The 15,423-nt window shown below is 36.3% G+C and carries 16 protein-coding genes and 2 pseudogenes; 10 read left to right on the forward strand and 8 right to left on the reverse strand.

Annotated features, from left to right (window positions below):
- The 8 genes and pseudogenes from VNJ50_RS13580 to VNJ50_RS13615 all read left to right on the forward strand — a co-directional run.
- A pseudogene (locus VNJ50_RS13580) lies at positions 1-766 on the forward strand (peptidase C25); the annotation flags it as partial.
- Positions 767-827: 61 nt separating this feature from the next.
- On the forward strand, positions 828-2,027 hold the full coding sequence (gene porV, locus VNJ50_RS13585) for a type IX secretion system outer membrane channel protein PorV (protein ID WP_325582807.1): 1,200 nt from the start codon (positions 828-830) through the stop codon (positions 2,025-2,027).
- Between the two features lie 99 nt (positions 2,028-2,126).
- On the forward strand, positions 2,127-2,609 hold the full coding sequence (gene cdd, locus VNJ50_RS13590) for a cytidine deaminase (RefSeq protein ID WP_325582809.1): 483 nt from the start codon (positions 2,127-2,129) through the stop codon (positions 2,607-2,609).
- A 200-nt stretch (positions 2,610-2,809) separates the two neighbouring features.
- Positions 2,810-3,808: a pyruvate dehydrogenase (acetyl-transferring) E1 component subunit alpha gene (gene pdhA / locus VNJ50_RS13595; RefSeq protein ID WP_325582811.1), complete on the forward strand. Its 999-nt coding sequence runs from the start codon at positions 2,810-2,812 to the stop codon at positions 3,806-3,808.
- A 3-nt stretch (positions 3,809-3,811) separates the two neighbouring features.
- Complete coding sequence (locus VNJ50_RS13600; protein ID WP_325582813.1) at positions 3,812-5,434, forward strand: pyruvate dehydrogenase complex dihydrolipoamide acetyltransferase; 1,623 nt, start codon at positions 3,812-3,814, stop codon at positions 5,432-5,434.
- 151 nt (positions 5,435-5,585) lie between these two features.
- Positions 5,586-6,584, forward strand: coding sequence for a M28 family metallopeptidase (locus VNJ50_RS13605; protein ID WP_325582815.1), 999 nt, complete (start codon positions 5,586-5,588; stop codon positions 6,582-6,584).
- The gene (locus VNJ50_RS13610; RefSeq protein WP_325582817.1) at positions 6,577-7,260 is read left to right on the forward strand and encodes an SDR family oxidoreductase; all 684 of its coding nucleotides are present in this window, start codon (positions 6,577-6,579) and stop codon (positions 7,258-7,260) included. The genes VNJ50_RS13605 and VNJ50_RS13610 overlap by 8 nt, the downstream gene beginning before the upstream one ends.
- 1 nt (position 7,261) lies before the next feature.
- A complete protein-coding gene (locus VNJ50_RS13615) occupies positions 7,262-7,900 on the forward strand; it encodes an HAD family hydrolase (RefSeq protein WP_325582819.1) in 639 nt (212 codons plus the stop codon).
- Positions 7,901-7,944: 44 nt separating this feature from the next.
- Here the strand turns inward: VNJ50_RS13615 and VNJ50_RS13620 are convergent, their stop codons facing one another.
- From VNJ50_RS13620 to VNJ50_RS13650, 7 genes are all read right to left on the reverse strand, one after another.
- Positions 7,945-8,151, reverse strand: a complete 207-nt coding sequence (locus VNJ50_RS13620; RefSeq protein WP_325582821.1) for a DUF2945 domain-containing protein — start codon at positions 8,149-8,151, stop codon at positions 7,945-7,947.
- 35 nt (positions 8,152-8,186) lie between these two features.
- A complete protein-coding gene (locus VNJ50_RS13625) occupies positions 8,187-8,858 on the reverse strand; it encodes an RNA polymerase sigma factor (protein WP_325582823.1) in 672 nt (223 codons plus the stop codon).
- Between the two features lie 151 nt (positions 8,859-9,009).
- A complete protein-coding gene (locus VNJ50_RS13630) occupies positions 9,010-9,594 on the reverse strand; it encodes a hypothetical protein (protein ID WP_325582825.1) in 585 nt (194 codons plus the stop codon).
- 110 nt (positions 9,595-9,704) lie between these two features.
- Positions 9,705-10,982 carry a hypothetical protein gene (locus VNJ50_RS13635; protein WP_325582827.1) on the reverse strand — a complete coding sequence of 426 codons (1,278 nt, stop codon included), beginning with the start codon at positions 10,980-10,982 and terminating at the stop codon, positions 9,705-9,707.
- 32 nt (positions 10,983-11,014) lie between these two features.
- Positions 11,015-11,599, reverse strand: a complete 585-nt coding sequence (locus VNJ50_RS13640; protein ID WP_325582829.1) for a YceI family protein — start codon at positions 11,597-11,599, stop codon at positions 11,015-11,017.
- A gap of 399 nt (positions 11,600-11,998) precedes the next feature.
- Complete coding sequence (locus VNJ50_RS13645) at positions 11,999-12,292, reverse strand: chaperone modulator CbpM (protein ID WP_325582831.1); 294 nt, start codon at positions 12,290-12,292, stop codon at positions 11,999-12,001.
- On the reverse strand, positions 12,289-13,194 hold the full coding sequence (locus VNJ50_RS13650; RefSeq protein ID WP_325582833.1) for a J domain-containing protein: 906 nt from the start codon (positions 13,192-13,194) through the stop codon (positions 12,289-12,291). Before VNJ50_RS13650 ends, VNJ50_RS13645 begins: the two co-directional genes overlap by 4 nt.
- A 215-nt stretch (positions 13,195-13,409) precedes the next feature.
- Here VNJ50_RS13650 and VNJ50_RS13655 point away from each other — a divergent pair, with 215 nt between their 5' ends.
- On the forward strand, positions 13,410-14,024 hold the full coding sequence (locus tag VNJ50_RS13655; protein ID WP_325582835.1) for a SprT-like domain-containing protein: 615 nt from the start codon (positions 13,410-13,412) through the stop codon (positions 14,022-14,024).
- A gap of 124 nt (positions 14,025-14,148) precedes the next feature.
- On the forward strand, positions 14,149-15,231 hold the full coding sequence (locus tag VNJ50_RS13660) for a mannose-1-phosphate guanylyltransferase (protein ID WP_325582837.1): 1,083 nt from the start codon (positions 14,149-14,151) through the stop codon (positions 15,229-15,231).
- Positions 15,232-15,245: 14 nt separating this feature from the next.
- On the opposite strand, the pseudogene VNJ50_RS15670 reads toward VNJ50_RS13660, so the two are convergent.
- A pseudogene (locus tag VNJ50_RS15670) lies at positions 15,246-15,423 on the reverse strand (sterol desaturase); the annotation flags it as partial.

Raw genomic sequence — 15,423 nt, forward strand, 5'->3', positions numbered from 1 at the left:
TGCAAAATCCGACACTCCGGCACAAGATCAGACCGGTGCTAACTTTGATGTGTTGATTGGTGGTATCAATAAAAACGCTCCTACAGATACTGCTGGCCCCATAGTAAAACTGTATTTGAACGACGAAAATTTTGTGTCAGGTGGTATCACTAACGAAGCACCAACCTTATTGGCCAAACTGGAAGATGAAAACGGTATCAATACCGCCAGCGGAATTGGTCATGATATTGTGGCCATTATTGATGGTGACGAAACCAATCCGTTTGTACTTAATGATTATTACAAAGCGCAAATAGATGATTATACAAAAGGTGAGGTCACTTATCCGTTTCGAGATTTGAAACCGGGACTTCACACATTAACACTTAAGGCTTGGGATGTTTATAACAACTCCGGAGTATCAGAAATTCAGTTTGTCGTTCATGATAAGGATGAAGAATTAAAGATTGAAAATGTGCTTAATTATCCAAATCCGTTTATTAATTATACAGAATTTTGGTTCAATCACAATAGTTCGCAACCTTTAGACGTTTCTATACAGATATTCACCATTTCTGGTAAGTTGGTCAAGACCATAAATAGTCAGACCAATGCAGGCGGTTGCTGTAATGAAGGTGCCTCTGCGTTATCAAGAGACATTGTTTGGGACGGTCGTGATGACTTTGGGGACAAAATAGGAAAAGGTGTTTATGTCTATAAACTCAAGGTAAGGTCCAATCAATTGAATAAACAAGTTGAGAAGATTCAAAAACTTGTAATACTTTAATAATAATTTATATTTGTTAAATATATGGGCGTCAGAGCGCCCTATAGAATGTTACTATCTTATGAAAAAAAGCCTCATAGCCCTTATTACGTTTACTTTTTATAATTTTTCAACGGCTCAGGAAACCATTATATTCGACAATCAATCGTCCGTAATCACCACTGGTGTTCCGTTTTTATTAATTGCTGCCGATGCCCGAGCGGCAGGTATGGGCGATATGGGGGTGGCCACTTCGGTAGATGCTTTTTCCCAACAATGGAACCCTTCAAAATATGCTTTTTCTGAAGCGCAATCTGGAATAGCGGTCAGTTATACACCATATTTAAGCAAATTGGTTAATGATATTTTCCTCGGAAATGTCACCTATTTTAATAGAATTAGTGAGCGTAGCGCTTTTGCTGCAAGTTTCAAATACTTTAGTTTGGGCGAAATTGAATTGGTTCAAGATGAATTTTCACAAGCGCTTGTAGCAAAACCAAATGAATTGACCATTGACGCTTCGTATTCCTTACGATTGGCCGATCAGTTTTCAATGGCTGTTGGTTTGCGTTATTTGCGGTCAGACTTAAAAATCCAGGGGCTGGACGATTCTGCAAAAGCAGCAAGCTCAGTTGCTGTTGATATTTCTGGGTTTTATCAAAGTGAAGAGGAAGTTTATGATAGTTTCAATGGTCGAACACGACTAGGATTCGCCATTCAGAATTTAGGACCAAAAATTAAATATGATGATGCCGGAAGAGAAAGCTTTTTGCCTACCACTTTAAGACTTGGAGGTGGTTTCGATTTTATTTTTGATGACTACAATACCTTGGCACTTACCGCTGAGGTTACCAAATTATTAGTGCCAACACCGCCAATTTTAGGATTTGTTGACACTAATGGCAATGGCAGACAAGATGGGACTGAACCAACAATTGTAGTAGAAGGGAAGTCACAAGATGTCAATTTTCTGAAAGGAATATTTCAGTCTTTTGGCGATGCACCAGGAGGTTTTAGTGAGGAGATGAAAGAATTTACTTGGGCATTGGGAGCAGAGTATCGTTATGATAATTCGTTTGCTTTCAGAACTGGGTATTTTAACGAAAGTGACGACAAAGGTGCGCGAAAGTTTTTTGCTATCGGTGCTGGTTTTAAATACACGACCATCAATATTGATATGTCTTATTTGTTTTCGGCATCAAAGGTTCAAAGTCCATTAGAAAATACTTTACGTTTTTCTTTGACCTTTAATTTTGGTGACGGCACTTATAGAGAATATTAAAATTTGTTAATACGATGTTTTATAAAACTATTGTTATTTTTAGCAATAGTTTTTTGTTTTAAAAATGTATTGTATTTTTAAAACATTAGAAAATAATCTATGAAGGAAATTAAAATTGAAACCGTGATTCAGGTTTATGATGCGTTAGACGAACTCCCTAAAGATGTGGTTGCTCTTATGGCCAAAGCATCAGAAGCAAGAGATAAATCCTATTCCCCATATTCAAAATTTAGTGTTGGAACCGCCATTCTTCTTGAAAACAATGAAATTGTAACCGGTAGTAATCAAGAAAACGCCTCATATCCATCGGGTCTTTGTGCTGAACGAACTGCTATCTTTTACGCAGGAGCCCAATTTCCTGATGTCAAAATAGTGCGGATGGCCATTATAGCAGGATCACGATTAAAAACCACTGATCAGCCCATTCCACCTTGTGGTGCCTGCCGACAATCCATAGCAGAATACGAAGTGAAGCAAAATGCCGCTATTGAAATTTATTATATGGGCGAAGTAGGAAAAGTGGTTCGGTCACATTCCTTGGCAAATTTACTGCCCTTAGTGTTTGATAATGCGGTTCTATAACGATTTCGTAGAAATTTTCCGTTTTTCAGTTTTTTCATTACTGCTTAATGTGTTACTTTTGTTATCCGTTTAGCAGAGCACATTTTTTGAAGTTTAAAAAACAAAACAAAAACCGGTTATATAGTAAATTCTGCATTGCAGAAGCTATTGTTTGCTAAATGGAACTTATTAAGTATTTAATTTTTTAGAAATTATTTCGGATGCAAAAGATCACAAAGGAGGTTTACCTCAAATGGTATGAAGACATGTTGTTTTGGAGAAAGTTTGAAGACAAACTTGCTGCAGTGTATATTCAACAAAAAGTAAGAGGATTTCTTCACTTGTATAATGGACAGGAAGCTATTTTGGCAGGTGCATTGCACGCTATGGACCTGACTAAAGATAAAATGATTACGGCTTATCGTAACCACGTGCAGCCCATTGGTATGGGCGTGGATCCAAGACGTGTTATGGCAGAATTGTACGGAAAAGCCACAGGAACTTCACAAGGCCTGGGCGGATCGATGCATATTTTTTCAAAAGAACACCGTTTTTATGGCGGTCATGGTATTGTAGGAGGTCAAATTCCGTTGGGTGCCGGACTTGCTTTTGGAGATAAATATCACGGCATTGATGCCGTAACTTTATGTTGTTTTGGTGATGGTGCCGCTCGTCAAGGATCGTTGCACGAATCTTTTAACTTGGCGATGTTATGGAAATTGCCTGTAGTGTTTGTTTGTGAAAACAATGGATATGCCATGGGAACTTCGGTAGCACGTACTGCAAACCATACGGATATCTGGAAACTTGGATTAGGTTATGAAATGCCATGCGGTCCTGTGGACGGTATGAATCCAGTGAAAGTTGCCGAAGCATTTGATGAGGCGATTAAACGTGCCAGAAGAGGTGATGGTCCAACATTTTTGGAATTAAAAACATACCGCTATAGAGGGCACTCTATGAGTGATGCACAACATTATAGAACAAAAGATGAGGTTAAAGAATATCAAAAAATTGACCCTATCACACAAGTAAAAGATGTTATTCTTGAAAATAACTACGCTACGGAAGACGACCTGAAAGTAATAGATCAACGTGTTAAAGACCTCGTGGCTGAATGTGAGAAATTTGCTGAAGATTCTCCATATCCAGACAAAAGCGTTATGTATGACTCTGTTTATGAGCAGGAAGATTATCCATTTATACAACACAAAATATAAGCTATGGCAGAAGTAATAAATATGCCACGTTTGAGCGATACCATGGAAGAAGGTACCGTGGCAACGTGGTTGAAAAAAGTTGGTGATAAGATTGAGGAAGGCGATATATTAGCTGAGATTGAAACTGATAAAGCTACTATGGAGTTTGAATCTTTTCATGAAGGCACCTTGTTATATATTGGTGTCCAAGAAGGAGAAACGACCAAGGTAGATGAGTTACTAGCGATTATTGGAGATGAAGGTGAAGATATTTCTGGCTTAATTTCAGGAGGTTCATCTGTAAAAAATGAAGCGAAAGCTGAAGCCGCAGCACCCGCCAAAGAAGAAGATTCTAAACAAGAAGAGGGTGGATCGTATGATTTGCCAAAAGATGTCATTGTAGTTACCATGCCACGTTTAAGTGATACCATGGAAGAAGGAACGGTGGCAACATGGCTTAAAAAAGTTGGTGACAATGTTTCTGAAGGCGATATTCTTGCCGAAATTGAAACCGATAAAGCCACGATGGAGTTTGAATCTTTCCAATCGGGAACTTTATTATATATTGGATTGAACGAAGGCGAAACCGCAAAAGTCGATTCATTATTAGCCATTATTGGACCTCAAGGAACAGATGTTTCAGGGATTGCCAGTAATTTCAAAATTGGTGCTTCTGATAAAAAAGCAGACACCCCACAAAAAGATACTTCAACTAAAGTAGAAACGGTTGAAGCACCAGTGAAGGAAGAGAAAAAAGAAGTTGCACCTGTAGTTTCAACCTCAACCTCAGGACGTATGTTTATTTCTCCTTTGGCCAAAAAAATGGCTGAAGAGAAAGGGATCAACTTATCGCAAGTACAAGGTTCGGGTGAAAATGGTAGAATCGTTAAACGCGATATCGAAAACTTTAAACCTGCTGCCGCTAGTTCTGCTGCTGCCGTTGGTAAGTTTGTGCCTTCTGGACAAGAGGATTTTGACGAAAAACCAAATTCACAAATGCGTAAAGTGATTGCTAAACGTTTGGCGGAATCCAAGTTTACAGCACCTCACTATTATCTTAATGTTGAGTTTGATATGTCTAATTCCATGGCTTTCAGAGAGCAATTCAACTCTATCCCAGATACCAAGATTTCGTTTAATGATATGGTTGTGAAGGCCTGTGCTTTGGCTTTAAAGAAACATCCACAAGTCAATTCGCAATGGTTTGCTGATAAAATGCGATTAAACAATCATGTGCATATTGGCGTTGCCGTTGCAGTTGAAGACGGATTGGTAGTCCCTGTGGTGAAATTTGCAAATGAGCAAAGTTTACCTCAAATTGGAGCTGCCGTTAGAGATTTTGCCGGACGTGCAAGAAACAAAAAATTGACTCCTCAGGAAATGGAAGGTAGTACATTTACAGTTTCTAACTTGGGAATGTTCGGTATCGAAAGTTTCACGTCGATCATTAATCAGCCTAATTCAGCAATTTTATCGGTTGGTGCTATTGTTGAAAAACCAGTGGTTAAAAACGGACAGATTGTTGTGGGCCATACCATGAAGTTATCTTTGGCATGCGACCATAGAACAGTTGATGGAGCTACTGGCGCACAATTCCTTCAAACTTTAAAGGGATATATTGAAAACCCGGTGACGATGTTAATATAATTGTAAATTGGTTGATTTAATCAAAATGAGATTCTATCTTGCTTTAGTAAAATACAACCAACAACGCTATAAATGAATCATTACGTATATAGAAAATCCTGTTTCACCTTTTGAAGCAGGATTTTTTTATGCGTCAAATAAAATCAATCTTATGAAAAATCTTGTTTTACTAGGTACAATTTTTTTAATGATGTCTTGCAAAACCGAGACCAATGAATTTCCAGAACTTAAAAATAGCGATCTTGCCCTTTTGGAGCAGCCATCAGAAGCAGAGCCTCTAAATTTTGTAACCAGTGATGAGCTTAAAGAAAGCGTTCACTATCTAGCATCAGATGAACTTCAAGGTCGTGCAACAGGATCTGAAGGCATTGAAAAAGCGGCAGTTTATATCGAAAATAAGTTAAAATCTTACGGTGTAGCACCTTATTTTAAAACCTATCGCGATCATTATAAGGTAAAAAACATGGATGCTTCTAATGTAGTAGGATTTATTGAAGGTAATGATCCGGTTTTAAAAAACGAAGTCATCATTCTTGGTGCACATTATGACCATATCGGAATTGTAAAAGCGGTTGATGGCGATTCGATTGCCAACGGAGCCAATGATGATGCATCGGGCGTTGCTGTGGTTTTGGCAATGGCACGTTATTTTTCGACAAAAAAGAATAACAAACGTAGTATTTTATTTACGCTTTATTCGGGTGAAGAAATGGGATTGTTAGGATCAAAACATTTGGCTCAAAGTCTAAAAGATCAGAATCTAGATCTTTATACCATGACCAATTTTGAAATGATGGGCGTACCAATGGCTGATAAAAATTATGAAGCGTATTTTACCGGGTTTGATCTTTCTAATATGGCTAGTAAGATGAATGATTATGTAGGGTTTAATCTTTTGGATGAATTGCCAAAAGCAAAGGAGTTTCAATTGTTTTACCGCTCTGATAATTATCCATTCTATAAGATTTTTAATAAACCTTGCCATGCGATTTCAACTTTCGATTTTACAAATTTTGACCATTACCATAAAGTAGGTGATGAAGCCCATTTGATGGATTATGAGTTTATGGCCAATTTGACTAACAAGTTGATTGTTGCCTATGAAGCCATGAGCAATACACCAACCCAAGAAATTAAAATGCATGAGTAAACATATTATTATAACAGGAACGAGTAGAGGCATAGGTTTTGAATTGGTTAAACTATTTGCCAAACAAGGTCATCAGGTTTTAGCTTTATCTCGGAATGATGGACCGGTAAATGCTTTAAATCTTAAAAATGTAACCGCATTTTGCTTTGATTTGGGCGATATGGAAGCATACGAAAAGGTAGAAGCTTTTGTTTTGGACCAATGGAAGCATGTTGATGTTTTGATCAATAATGCAGGACAAGTACTTAACAAACCGTTTGCAAAAACTACGATTACCGATTTTGAAGAGGTTTATAGAACTAATGTGTATGGCGTTGCTGAGTTGATTCGGGTTTTAATTCCGCACATGGCACAAAATAGCCATATTGTAAATATCAGTTCGATGGGTGGTGTGCAAGGCAGTATGAAGTTTGCCGGGCTTTCTGCATACAGTTCTAGTAAAGCTGCAGTCATAACCTTAACCGAATTGTTGGCTGAGGAATATAAAGATTCAGGAATTTCATTTAATGTATTGGCACTTGGAGCCGTTCAGACCGAAATGTTGGAAGAAGCTTTCCCTGGATATAAAGCACCAATAACACCAGCCGAAATTGCCGATTATATTGTTGATTTTTCATTGAAAGGACAAAAATTCTATAACGGAAAACTACTTCAAATCTCTAATTCAACACCATAAAATGTCAAAATATAAATGTGTTATTTTTGATTGCGACGGTGTTTTGGTCGACAGTGAAATTATAGCAAATACCGTAATGGTGGATATGGCCAATGAGTTGGGCGCAAACCTTACTTTAGATTATGCCATAAAAACCTTTAAGGGCGCATCTATGCAATTTTGTATGGATCATATTGCACATCGAATCCCTCAAAGATTGCCCAACGATTTTCTTCCAAGATTTAGACAACGCAGTTTTGAAGCTTTCGAAAAAAATATTCAGCCAATAGAAGGTGTTGCAGAAGTTTTGGAGAATTTGCAGATGCCTTTTTGTGTGGCGTCCAGTGGTCCTGAAAATAAAATTAGACTCAATTTGGAATTAACAGGATTGTTGCCTCATTTCGAAGATAATATTTTTAGTTGTTTTACCATCAGAAAATGGAAACCAGATCCAGCTGTTTTTCTGTGGGCCGCAGAAACCATGGGCTTCAAACCTGAAGAATGTGTCGTAATCGAAGATAGTATAAGTGGCGTTAATGCTGCCAAAAATGGTGGTTTTGATGTGTTTGGTTTTACGAAGCACGATGTTAACAATGAACTGGAAGGAAATGCCACCTTGACTTTTAATGACATGTCTGAGGTTTTGGAACTCATCCATTAATTTTATAATCTTATCAAGAACATTTATTCCAAGATGAGATCTTCTTAAATTTTTGTCAAGGCACTTCCTTTATGTGCGGCAATATGATCGGTTTTGTCACTTTTAATTTCGTATTGTGGATCTTCTGGGCTGGCATGGTGCGTGTAGCCTTTATAATCAAAATTGGCATCGTGTATTTTGATGATTTTACCTGATACATAGCCCGCTTCTGAATTCCATTTAACATGATCGCCTACTTTAAATTTTCTCATGATTTTTGTGTGTCATTGATTTTAACGGATAAATGTTAGATACTTTGCATGACACGTTCGGTAATCCGATCACAACGACCAAATCCAAATTCAAAAATATTTTGTTTACTGGATAGTTCAAAGAGGTTGTTGCGAAGCATTTCGTGAGAACGGTGTAAACGTACCTTGACATTAGATTCGGTCAAATCCATGGCCGCCGCAATTTCCTTAATGCTCATTTCTTCAACTTCTCTCATGATATAAACGGTTCGATATTTGACGTTTAATTGATCGATAGCTTCTTCCAGTATGTTTTTGGCTTCGTTCTGTATCATCTTTTGTTGCGGATTTAATTGCTTTCTATCTGGTATTTCTAAAATGGTATGTCCATTAAACTGGTTGATATGTTCATTAATATGATGAAGTTTTTCCTTTTGTCGTAATCTTGCCAAAGACTCGTTGATGGCAATGCGGATGAGCCACGTGGAGAATTGCGATTCTAATTTAAACTGATATAACTTGGTAAATGCCTTGATATAACTGTTTTGCATGATGTCTTCAATCTCGGCTTCGTCCCTTAGATAACTTCTAATAACACGATATAGTTTTTGGTTATTTCGTTTTACTAAAATTTCATAAAGTTCCTTTTCGCCCGAAAGGATTCGTTTTATAACTTCCGTTTCATCAATTTTATGATGTTTAAAGTCATTGAGTTGTATTGCTTCCATGAGAACTGATTTTACCTTTAGATAAAGAAACAGTCTATTAAGTTACAAAATTTTGTAACCTTTTTTCAGAATTTGTGCAGAAAGAAGTAAATTATAGTGTTGGCTGTGAGAATAACCGTTGGGAATTATTTGTGTTTTTATAGAAGAAAGTTTAGCATTCCTTAATGACCAATTTAAAATTGATTTCAATTTTTTCAGAAACTATGATAAGACCGAGCATCTTTTTGGGTGCTTTCAAATTAAAGTCGTTAATGTTCAATTTCAGCAAGCCAGAAATGTGCCAATCGTTGGTGTCATCAAATTCTGTTTCCATGTGATAGGATTGTTTTATACCTGCTATTTCAATTTCTACTAAGGCATCAGCAGTATTCTTCTGGTGTGGTTTTAACTTGACTTCTTTTAATCTTAGGATAATTTCAGGGTAGACGTCTGATTTTAACAGGCCATGAAAATCTCGGTTAATTCCTCTTCCGCCGCAATCAAATCCTTTGTTTTCTAAAACAAGCTCAGAGTCTTCAAATTTTAGAATGCCGTGGGTTTTTCGGTAATGGACAATTATCGGCCCATCCAGCGTTTTAATGTTATATTGACATTTAAAGTCGCTAACATTACTTGTTCCTTTAATGAACAATTCACTTTTATGTGTGATCAATAAAGATTTTTTACTCTTTATTGAGCTTGATTCGGTAAAGGAAACTAAAACGAGAAACATTAAAATATAATATATTCTTTTCATTGTTCAGTTAATTAAACGGTCGCAAGATATTGAAAAAAATAATAAACCTCATTCATTTAGCGGGGTACTAAACAAATGAGGTTTGTAAAACTAAAACTAACTCTATCTTGTTAGAAACTAATTACAGCCTCAGCCATTAGCCCATTAAATTTACCATCTGTTAAAATTTTTCCTGGACTGTAGCCATCATATTTTTGGTTAACATATTCTAATTTAATGACCATGTTTTTAGTCATAAACCAACCAGCACCAAGGTTAAAGCGTGAGATATCCACATTATCGCCTTTTGTGATGCCACCATCAGTACTTGCAAGTTCGCCATCTACCAAATTATAACGTCCACCTACATAAAAGTTTTCATTACCTCCAAAACGGTATAATAATTCAGCTCCGTATTGCATGGTATTTCTTTTTTCTGTTTCAGCATTTGTTTTTCCTGATACAGCCTCAACCAATCCAAAGAACTCTATACCTTTATATTTAACAAATGGATTGACCATAAAAGCAGTCATTTGGTTTTTGAACCCTGGGTCAAATCTACCTGATCTGAAATTCCCTTTTGAAGTAGCTCCTTCACCTTCCATTACGTAATAGTATCTTGATCCAGCTCTATCTGCTGTATATAAATAAGCATCGGTTGTTTGTGCAGTGTGGTACATTGACCCTGTAAGACGTACTCTCAAATCAGAATCTATTTGCTTATCATATCCTAATTTCAATAAAGTTGAAGGACTTGTTCCGCCTTTGGCATCCTGATTAAGACGTCCGTTAGTTACACCTACCATACCCAACCAGCCATTATGTTGGTAATAAACCTCTGCACCAACTTCGGTTGTAAAAGCATCCATGATATAGTTTCCAACAAAAGGATTGTAAAGTGCTTGGGCATTATCTGATCTTCTAAAGTGAGCATCGCCATAGTTGTTTTCCATGTGACCAAACTTAAGTGTTACGCGATCCATTACGTTCTTTAAGAAACCTTCTTTGATAAAATCTAATTTGTCAATAGTAATGTAACCGCCTTTAACATAAGGTTCTGGGTGATGTCTTGATGACAAATACGTTCTAAGGTGTAAGTTGACACCGTCGTATAATCTCACATCAAAATCTAAGTTTGCCGTGGCCAAGTTAAAGTTGTTTCCTAAATTAAATAAGGCTACATCACCACTATTTTCATGCGCTAAATTTTGAAATTGTAAGGCAAATGCACCGCCTATTTTTACAAAAACATTATTATCTGTGCTTGTTGTGTCTTTTGGAGTTTCAAAGATATTGATTCCGGTTTGGTCTGCAGCTCTGACGTTTTTCAGTTCTTTATGTTGGGCATTCACGGTGAAGCCTACAACTACAGCACCTAATACAATCGCTTTTTTAAATATTGATTTCATAATTTATTGTTTTTAATGTTGCTAAATTTTAATTATTTATATTCTGTCGTGAACTTTATAGTAATTTCATCTCCAGTTGTTACAGTCCCCAAAAGTGCTTTTGGAGGCGTGATGCCGTATTCAGACATTTTAAAAGCCTTTTCGCCAGTTAAGGTCACTTTGTTTGAAGCTGATTGAAGATTAAAATGGATGTTCGTTTTTTTAGTCACTCCAGCAATGGTCAAGTTGCCAATAACTTCAGCCTTGTAGGTGTTATTTCCAGTTGATTTTATTTCTTTGACTTCGGTAAACTGAAAGTTGATGGTTTTGTGCTGATTGGTTTTTAAAGCTTTGTATGTGTTTTTGTCCATACCACTCTTACCACTTTTTAAGCTCTCCGATGTCACTTCTAAAGACAATGCTTTTATGGATAATTCATTGGCGCTTTCTATCGTGATTTGTCCTTTTAGTTGTTCGGCAACAATTTCCCAATCATGTAAACTTGATGTTCCGGAAACCGAAAGTTTTGATGCTTGATTATTCAGATTCAAAGTTTGTGAATAGACTACTGGTGTCGAAAAAACGAATAAAAACAACAAACTCAATAGTGGTTTGATAATAGTTTTAGTAGTTCTCATAATATGTGGTTTTAGTATTATTATACTGCAAAGTTGAGGAAGAAATAAAGTTCTTGCGATGATAAATATCATGTTACGAAAGATTATTAAATTAATTTTATATGCTGAAAATATTGGAAGCCTACCAATGGTTTTATTGGAAATAAAGTTTGGTAAAAGGAATATAAATAAGGAATATTAATAATAGAAAGAGACCTTATTATATAAGGTAAAAGTTTAGCTCAAAAAGATGTATATAAGAGGATATGTTTAAGAAAATAAAAAGAAGATTTTAGGGGTTGCACTTACTGCAATGTCCAATAATTAAACACAGCTTGAATTTGCGATATAAAAAACAATCCCAACGAAATCATTTTTTTGATATCATTGGGATGCTATGTTCGGTAGGTGATAGAGGATTTAGTCTTCAAAGATCCGCAATCTGTTTTTTGTGGTTTTCAATTCGTTTTGCAACATTTCAATTTTTTCCAACAAATTTAAAACTGTATCAATACCCTCAAAGTTAATATGGAGTTCTTGATGTAATCTTACAATTGAATCGAGGTTTTTGATCAGGTTTTCATGAACAAAGGAAGATTTATCGATGGTTGTTATTTCAATCAATCCAAAATCGTCCAGACTTTGAAAAAATGAAGATTCTACCTTATAATAGGTGCACAACGTCTGTATTGGGATATAAGTTTCTGTACTCATGATTTTAAATTTTTAAGTTCAGTGAACAGTTCTTTTTCTTTGGAGGAAAGCCGGGTTGGTATCTCAATCTCATAGGTAATAAAAAGATCACCAAACTGTCCATCATTTTTATAAACCGGAAAACCTTTTCCCGAAAGTTTTACTTTGGTGCCGTTTTGTGTACCTGGTTTTATCTTTAATTTTACTTTGCTGTCAAACGTATCTACAGTGATTTCACCTCCTAAAATCGCTGTATAAAGATCAATTTTTTCAGTGCTGTATAAATGTGCGCCATCTCTTTTAAATTTGGTGGTATTATTAATTTTAAACTGAATCAATAAATCCCCAGCTTGTCCACCATTTGATCCTGGACCGCCTTTTCCTTTTATTTTGATGACCTGCCCATTTTCCACACCGGCAGGAATGGTCAATCGTATACTTTTTCCATTAACGGTAAGTACTCTTTTCTGTGTTTTATAAACATCGTTTAAATCCAATTGCAGTTCGGCATTAAAATCCTGCCCTCTAAATCCCGAAGTTCTGCCGCGTCGATGTGAAGAACCGCCACCAAACATCGATTCAAAAAAACTTGAAAACTCATGATCGCCAAAGTCGTTACCACCAAAACCTCCATAAGTTTGTTGCTGATATTGCTGTTGTGATTGTTGCTCACGTTGCGCTTGCTCATAAGCTTCGCCATGCTGCCAATCTTTACCGTATTTATCGTATTTTTTTCGTTTATCGGGATCGCTCAATACTTCATTGGCTTCATTGATTTCCTTAAACTTTAGTTCGGCAGATTTATCGTTCGGATTCACATCTGGATGGTGTTTTCGAGCCAATTTCCGATAGGCTTTTTTAATATCAGCAGCTGTGGCCGATTTGTCAATGCCCAATATTTTGTAATAATCTATAAATGCCATGGTTTGTATGTTCTTTTTATGAGATTAAGGTTTATTAAAATTGTAAATGGATCTTATTTTTAAAAGGTTTTATGAGATATTATTTTATAAACTAAAGGTTAAGGCTAATTCATGCCAACGTCAAAGTATTTAATACATTTTGCGTAAACATTTTTAGTCATCTAAATTTACGAAAATCTTTAAACAATCTCGTTAAATCGCCTATTTTTGCTATTATGCATAATATCCTTCAAGAATATATTCCGTATCAGGCCATTCCTGAGGTTATGGAGCTTTTAAAGCATGATAACTTGGTAGTGAAAATTAAAAATGAACGTAAAACACGTCATGGCGATTATCGTAAATTACCAAATAATAAGCACCAGATTACTATAAATTCTAACTTAAACCAGTATCGGTTTTTGATGACATTGATACATGAAATTGCACATTTTGAAGCTTATAAAATTCATGGCCGTTATATTAAACCACATGGAAAAGAATGGAAATATACGTTTCAAAGATTGATGTTGCCGTTTTTAAATCCAGCAATATTTCCAAATGAAATATTGCCGCTTTTGGCACAACATTTTAAAAATCCAAAAGCCAGTAGCGATTCTGATACAAAATTGGCTCTAGCATTAAAACAATTTGATCCGCCCAATGATAAAACCTATGTTTTTGAAGTGCCGTTGGGGAGTGAATTCAAACTTTATAATGGACGTGTTTTTCGAAAGGGTGCAAAACGCCGGACGCGCTATGAAGCGCTTGAAGTTGCCACAGGAAAGTTGTATCTTTTCAACCCAAATGCGGAGGTGGATCTTATGCCTTTAAATACAGTAATCTCTTGATTTTGAATCAGTTTTTAAGTGCTGCTTACTGAATAAAGTACAAGTTTCCGCTTTTGTTTTTATAAAATTGAAATATTAATTAGTAATCAAGGGTTTTCCAACTTAGGTTTCTGGAAATAACGATATGAAGAATAAAAATTATTATGCCATTTTAATGGCCGGAGGAGTAGGATCAAGGTTTTGGCCTGTAAGTACACAAGATTTTCCTAAGCAATTCCACGATATGCTGGGAACGGGAGATACGCTCATCCAAAGGACATTTGATAGATTGGAACAATTAATTCCGAAGGAAAATATTTTTATTCTGACCAATGCCATTTACGCAGATTTGGTATTTCAGCAATTGCCCGAAGTCACCAAACGTCAAGTGGTTTTAGAACCTGCCATGCGCAATACCGCACCTTGTATATTATATGCTTCCCTAAAAATCCAAAAGGAAAATCCTGATGCGGTTATCATTGTTGCACCAAGCGATCATTGGATTGAAGACGAAGAAAATTTCACACAAAACGTGCAACAGGCGTTTTCTTTTTGCGAATCGCATGAGGTGCTGATGACACTTGGTATCCAACCTACATTCCCAAATACCGGTTTTGGCTATATTGAATATGATGCTTCGTCAAAAGAAGCCATAAAACCAGTGCAGCAATTTCGTGAAAAACCAAGCTATGAATTGGCAAAATCTTTTATCAGGCAAGGTAATTTCTTGTGGAATGCCGGGATTTTCTTGTGGCATGTCAAAAGCGTAATCAAAGCTTTTCAATCGCATCAACCCGAATTGTTTGAGCTTTTTGAAAGTGGAATTCCATTTTATAATACCGATGCCGAAGCTGATTTTATAGCTGAGAATTACGGAAAGTCGGAAAATATTTCAGTGGATTATGCCATTATGGAAGCTTCAAAAAACGTGTATGTACTGCCGGCACAATTTGATTGGAACGATTTAGGAACTTGGGGCAGTTTGTACGATAAACTCGATAAAGATCACAACCAGAATGCCGTGGTCAATGCACGTATTCTGAGCACTGATGCCAGTGGTAACATGATCCGGACCAAAGCCGATAAAATAATTATTGTTGATGGCCTCAAAGATTATATTATTGTTGATAAGGATGAGGTGTTATTGATAGTTCCGAAGTCGAAAGAACAAGATATTAAAAAAGTGCTTCAAGATGTTAAGGATAAATTTGGCGGTCATTTGGGATAATATTCTGGATTCTTTTAGTCTTCTTTTTTTATCGGATACATACTTTGTTTAACAAAGGTTTTAGGGAATTTTTCATCATCTTCAAAACCGAGTTCAATATCCCTTCCGTCATGTGGAATATGATGTGTGTTGAAAATATAATCCCAAATGCTTAAGGTCAATCCGTAGTTGACGCCATGTTTTTTATGTTCG

The organism is Gelidibacter sp. (assembly GCF_035577925.1).
In the GTDB taxonomy this organism is placed as follows: domain Bacteria; phylum Bacteroidota; class Bacteroidia; order Flavobacteriales; family Flavobacteriaceae; genus Gelidibacter.

Bases quoted from the DNA above. Each gene is read 5' to 3' on its own strand.
- porV (WP_325582807.1), top strand. From the start codon at position 828: ATGAAAAAAAGCCTCATAGCCCTTATTACGTTTACTTTTTATAATTTT.
- cdd (WP_325582809.1), top strand. From the start codon at position 2,127: ATGAAGGAAATTAAAATTGAAACCGTGATTCAGGTTTATGATGCGTTA.
- pdhA (WP_325582811.1), top strand. From the start codon at position 2,810: ATGCAAAAGATCACAAAGGAGGTTTACCTCAAATGGTATGAAGACATG.
- VNJ50_RS13600 (WP_325582813.1), top strand. From the start codon at position 3,812: ATGGCAGAAGTAATAAATATGCCACGTTTGAGCGATACCATGGAAGAA.
- VNJ50_RS13605 (WP_325582815.1), top strand. From the start codon at position 5,586: ATGAAAAATCTTGTTTTACTAGGTACAATTTTTTTAATGATGTCTTGC.
- VNJ50_RS13610 (WP_325582817.1), top strand. From the start codon at position 6,577: ATGAGTAAACATATTATTATAACAGGAACGAGTAGAGGCATAGGTTTT.
- VNJ50_RS13615 (WP_325582819.1), top strand. From the start codon at position 7,262: ATGTCAAAATATAAATGTGTTATTTTTGATTGCGACGGTGTTTTGGTC.
- VNJ50_RS13620 (WP_325582821.1), bottom strand. From the start codon at position 8,151: ATGAGAAAATTTAAAGTAGGCGATCATGTTAAATGGAATTCAGAAGCG.
- VNJ50_RS13625 (WP_325582823.1), bottom strand. From the start codon at position 8,858: ATGGAAGCAATACAACTCAATGACTTTAAACATCATAAAATTGATGAA.
- VNJ50_RS13630 (WP_325582825.1), bottom strand. From the start codon at position 9,594: ATGAAAAGAATATATTATATTTTAATGTTTCTCGTTTTAGTTTCCTTT.
- VNJ50_RS13635 (WP_325582827.1), bottom strand. From the start codon at position 10,982: ATGAAATCAATATTTAAAAAAGCGATTGTATTAGGTGCTGTAGTTGTA.
- VNJ50_RS13640 (WP_325582829.1), bottom strand. From the start codon at position 11,599: ATGAGAACTACTAAAACTATTATCAAACCACTATTGAGTTTGTTGTTT.
- VNJ50_RS13645 (WP_325582831.1), bottom strand. From the start codon at position 12,292: ATGAGTACAGAAACTTATATCCCAATACAGACGTTGTGCACCTATTAT.
- VNJ50_RS13650 (WP_325582833.1), bottom strand. From the start codon at position 13,194: ATGGCATTTATAGATTATTACAAAATATTGGGCATTGACAAATCGGCC.
- VNJ50_RS13655 (WP_325582835.1), top strand. From the start codon at position 13,410: ATGCATAATATCCTTCAAGAATATATTCCGTATCAGGCCATTCCTGAG.
- VNJ50_RS13660 (WP_325582837.1), top strand. From the start codon at position 14,149: ATGAAGAATAAAAATTATTATGCCATTTTAATGGCCGGAGGAGTAGGA.